This window comes from Staphylococcus croceilyticus (assembly GCF_002902575.1).
Taxonomy (GTDB): Bacteria; Bacillota; Bacilli; order Staphylococcales; family Staphylococcaceae; genus Staphylococcus; species Staphylococcus croceilyticus.
In genome coordinates this window covers 1-4,194 of record NZ_PPRD01000127.1, presented here as the reverse complement: position 1 = coordinate 4,194, position 4,194 = coordinate 1, and the positions used below count along the sequence as shown (strand labels likewise).

6 protein-coding genes are annotated in these 4,194 nt (G+C 31.0%); 3 read left to right on the top strand and 3 right to left on the bottom strand.

Features of this window, described 5'->3' with window-relative positions; translation table 11 throughout:
* Positions 1-288 (bottom strand): DUF1033 family protein (locus tag CD128_RS11180; RefSeq protein WP_103329955.1); only part of this gene is annotated, 288 nt, incomplete at its 3' end.
* Between the two features lie 163 nt (positions 289-451).
* On the opposite strand from CD128_RS11180, the gene CD128_RS11175 reads away from it, so the two are divergent.
* The 3 genes from CD128_RS11175 to CD128_RS11165 are packed head-to-tail and all read left to right on the top strand — an operon-like array spanning position 452 to position 2,551.
* Positions 452-721: an acylphosphatase gene (locus CD128_RS11175; protein WP_103329954.1), complete on the top strand. Its 270-nt coding sequence runs from the start codon at positions 452-454 to the stop codon at positions 719-721.
* Positions 722-741: 20 nt separating this feature from the next.
* Positions 742-1,368: a 5-bromo-4-chloroindolyl phosphate hydrolysis family protein gene (locus CD128_RS11170; RefSeq protein WP_103329953.1), complete on the top strand. Its 627-nt coding sequence runs from the start codon at positions 742-744 to the stop codon at positions 1,366-1,368.
* A 25-nt stretch (positions 1,369-1,393) separates the two neighbouring features.
* Positions 1,394-2,551, top strand: a complete 1,158-nt coding sequence (locus CD128_RS11165) for a toxic anion resistance protein (RefSeq protein ID WP_103329952.1) — start codon at positions 1,394-1,396, stop codon at positions 2,549-2,551.
* A gap of 65 nt (positions 2,552-2,616) precedes the next feature.
* On the opposite strand, the gene brnQ3 is transcribed toward CD128_RS11165, so the two are convergent.
* Together brnQ3 and CD128_RS11935 are read right to left on the bottom strand one after the other, a co-directional pair.
* The gene (brnQ3, locus tag CD128_RS11160; RefSeq protein ID WP_103329951.1) at positions 2,617-3,963 is read right to left on the bottom strand and encodes a branched-chain amino acid-like transporter carrier protein BrnQ3; all 1,347 of its coding nucleotides are present in this window, start codon (positions 3,961-3,963) and stop codon (positions 2,617-2,619) included.
* 126 nt (positions 3,964-4,089) lie between these two features.
* The coding region (locus CD128_RS11935) for a hypothetical protein (protein WP_231917330.1) at positions 4,090-4,194 on the bottom strand (105 nt) is incomplete at its 5' end.

The following is a 4,194-nucleotide window of genomic DNA, read 5'->3' as shown; positions in this document are numbered from 1 at the left end:
ATAATAAACTTCATTATTATTTAAAACAATAAAACTATAAAATATTTGTAAATCTTCATCGCAATCTTCACAAAAATTTAAATCACAATTATTATAAAAAGCGTGAATATTGTATTTTCCAACTACATAGTTATCATAATATTGTTTGCTTGCATTAATAATTTTTTTATAATTCCCCAACATGTCTTCATAACTATCAAAATGATGTTGTTCAACTATTTTATCTGTCCAGTCGCTAAATAACCACCATCCCTCGTAGTCAGCTCTAATCTTGGCAACTGTCCACATAGTAAATTCCCCTCTCAAATTAAAACTATAAAATTATTTTAACTCTAATATAAATGAATTCAAGTTTTACGTCTCATACTTTTGGCCGACCTTTATTCCACATAATAGTAAATATTAGTTTTTTGATACTAAAGTTCGTATAATAGTATTAAGAGGTGATATTATGCAACATAAGCATTTACAAGTTTTTGGAACAGTTCAAGGTGTAGGATTTCGTTACTATACAGAGAGATTAGCTCAGAAATATAACGTTGTAGGAACCGTTCAAAATGTGGAAGACTATGTTGAAATCTATGCTCAAGGTAAAGAAGCAGATTTAGAACAATTTATAAATGCCGTGATTAATGGCGCATCACCAGCTTCTTCTGTTGATAATTATACTATTGAAGATGTTAACAATGACAAACAATATACAGAATTTCAATCGATTTAAAATATAAAGGAAGATGCCATTTGAGATATAATATTTCTCGATTCATAGGCGTTTTAGTAGGGATTCCAGTAGCTATTATTTCATGGGCAGTAAGTATATTTGGATTTGATCTTTCATTTATACTAGACGCTTTAATAGGTATTGGGATGTTTTTTGTATCATACTTCCCTACTCAACGTTTAACGTCAAAAAAATATTTAACTGAAATAGGCTTATCACGAAGAGACTATCGCTTTGTTAGAAATCAGTTAAATCAATCGCAAGATAAAATTAGAAATATATTAAGATCTTATGTTAATGTGCGATCGCTTAAAGATTTTCGTCAAATTAATGATATTTATCGCATTTCGAAATCAATTCATGTTGCAGTGAAACAAAGACCGGGTTTGTTTTTCAAAGTTGAAAGTTTCTTCTATTCACATATTGATAATGCGTTAAATTTAATTGAGTCATATACACGTTTATCGAAAATGCCTAAGAAATCAGCAACAGAGAAACAAAAACTAGAACAAACTCGCATTACATTAGACGAAGTAAAGCGCACATTGATTGCAGATTTAAAACGTTTAAATGAAGACGATTATGAGCGATTAGATGTTGAAATGGAACTTAATCGTCTCGAACAAAATCGTCATAAAGATAGTTAATTTAAAGAATGGAGCGAAGATATAAATGACGAAAGAAGAACAATTTATTAACTCACATCCATTAGATGATTATATAGAACAACAACAGTTCAATACTAATAATAGTCCTAATATTTCTCAAACTACAATTGCTGAAGATTTTGAACGTCAATTTAACGAGAATGAACTTAAAAAGATTGATTCTATTAGCGAGCAAATTAAACCACTAGATAATGATGGGTTGTTATCATTTGGTTCCCATCTACAACAAAATATGTCTCAATTCTCACATCGTATGTTAGATGAAGTCCAAGCTAAAGAGATTGGCCCTGTTGGCGATGCATTGAATCAACTTATGTCTAAACTGAAAACTGTAAATCCAGATGATTTAAATCCGGAGAAGCAATCTAAACTGAAACGACTGTTTAAAAGAACTAAAGCTTCAGTTAATGAAATTTTCTCAAGAATGCAGTCAGTAAGTTCCCAAATAGACCGAATTACTATTCAATTAGATAAACATAAGAATAATTTATCAAAAGATATTCAATTGTTAGACGGATTATATGAACAAAATAAAACGTATTTTGATGAGGTCACATTATATATAGCTGCAGCCAAACGTAAAAAGCAAGAAATTCTTACTAATGATATTCCTAAATTACAACAACATGCCGAACAAACAGGCAATCAAATGGATATTCAAGCCGTGGCAGATATGGAACAATTTGTTGATCGTCTAGATAAACGTATTTATGATTTACAATTATCAAGACAAATTGCTATTCAAACTGCCCCACAAATTCGAATGATTCAAAATGTTAATCAAGCGTTAGCCGAGAAAATTCAAAGTTCAATTCTTACTAGTATCCCACTTTGGAAAAACCAAATGGCAATTGCCCTTACACTTATGAGACAACGCAATGCAGTGAGTGCGCAACGTGCCGTTACAGATACAACGAATGATTTATTAACACAAAATGCAGCTATGTTAAAACAAAATGCTATTGAAACTGCTACTGAAAATGAACGTGGCATTGTAGATATAGAAACACTTAAAACAACGCAAAGTGATATCATTGAAACAATTGAACAGACGCTTCAAATCCAGCAAAATGGCCGTCAAAAACGACAAGAAGCTGAACGTGAACTTAGTGGCTTAGAAAATGAACTCAAACAACATTTATTAACAATGAGAAAAGAATAGAAAATCAATTTCTTAAAAATGAAAAACGAGCGCATCACCTACCATGAGTGATGCGCTCATTTATATTATCTGTCATTTTGATATTTAATGTAGTTTTGTTTTACAAATATAGATATGATGTAACTTATAATCGTAGCAATAATTGCAATAGGCAACCATTCTAAGGCTACTTGTTTTAAGGGTAAGCCATCTATAAATCCGATTTTTATCCAACCATTTGAAGATATAGTACTTAATACAGAAACACAACTCACTACGATAATAGGTATCTGTTGAGCAATTGGTTTTGTTGGAATAAATTGAGCAATTAAAATTAGTAAAATCACTGTAATTGCAATTGGATAAATAATACTTAATACAGGTACTGACATTGAAATAACTGAATTTAGTCCAAGGTTGGCTAACACAAAACTGATTAAAGTAAATATAACGGCATATATTTTATATGAAATTTTTGGATACAAACTATGGAAATATTGACTTACTGAGACTATTAAACCACATGCGGTAGTTAGACAAGCTAATGCTACAATAATACCTAGTAAGTATTTTCCAAAAATACCGAAGCCATGAGTTGCCATATTCGTTAATAAGTATGCACCGATATTTTGATTTTTAGTAGCTAAGTTCTCAAGCGTTTGACGATTAATTAACATATGGTTACCGATATAACCTAAAGAAACATATATAAATACCAATGCTACGGCAGCGATAAGACCTGCCATCACTGTTTGTTTAAAGATATTATTTCTATGACTTTCTCCAGTTGACTTAATAGCATTCACAACAATCATTGAAAAAGCGATTGAAGCGATAGCGTCCATAGTTAAATAGCCTTCTGTAAACCCTTTAGTAAAACTACCTAACGCAGATGTATATACCTCAGTGTCTCCATTTGAATGACTATTACCTCCAAAATCTACAAAACCTTTGATAATCATTGCTAAAATGGTAATTAATAATAACGGTGTAAGCAATGAACCAATGCGATCTACTATCTTATTAGGATTAATACATAAATATAAGACAATTAAAAAGTAAATGAGAGTAAATATGAATAAGGCAATATTACTATTCGTATGTGCAATTGGCGTCACTGTCATTTCAAATGCGGTTGAACCAGTACGTGGTATCGCGAAAAGAGGCCCAATAGTTAAATAAATGATAATTAAAAAAATCATAGAAAATTTAGGCGAAATCTTACTTAGTGAACCTATATAACCTCGATTATCAAAGGCTCCTACAATCACACCTAATAAAGGCAAACCTATGCCTGTTAAGCAGAAAGGAATCATAGCCCACCAAAAATATTGGCCACTATCCTGCCCTAATTTAGGAGGAAAAATGAGGTTACCAGCGCCAAAGAACATGGCAAATAGCATAAACCCCATTATCCAGGTATTTCTATTCATAGAATTGCTCCTTTTTATGTGTATGTGCAATAGTTTACATTCTATCATAAAAAGGATTTGCAAGTCTATGTAAATTCAGAAAATTTAAAAACATTAATTATATTTTTTCGGTTAATTATTTTATTTTTAAAAAGATTTCAGTAATAATTTTTTAAGTAATGGAGATAAATGAGCTGGAAGGTTCTCCACTCCTTCTACAAATAACGCATATTGTCCATAAATATTATGAAT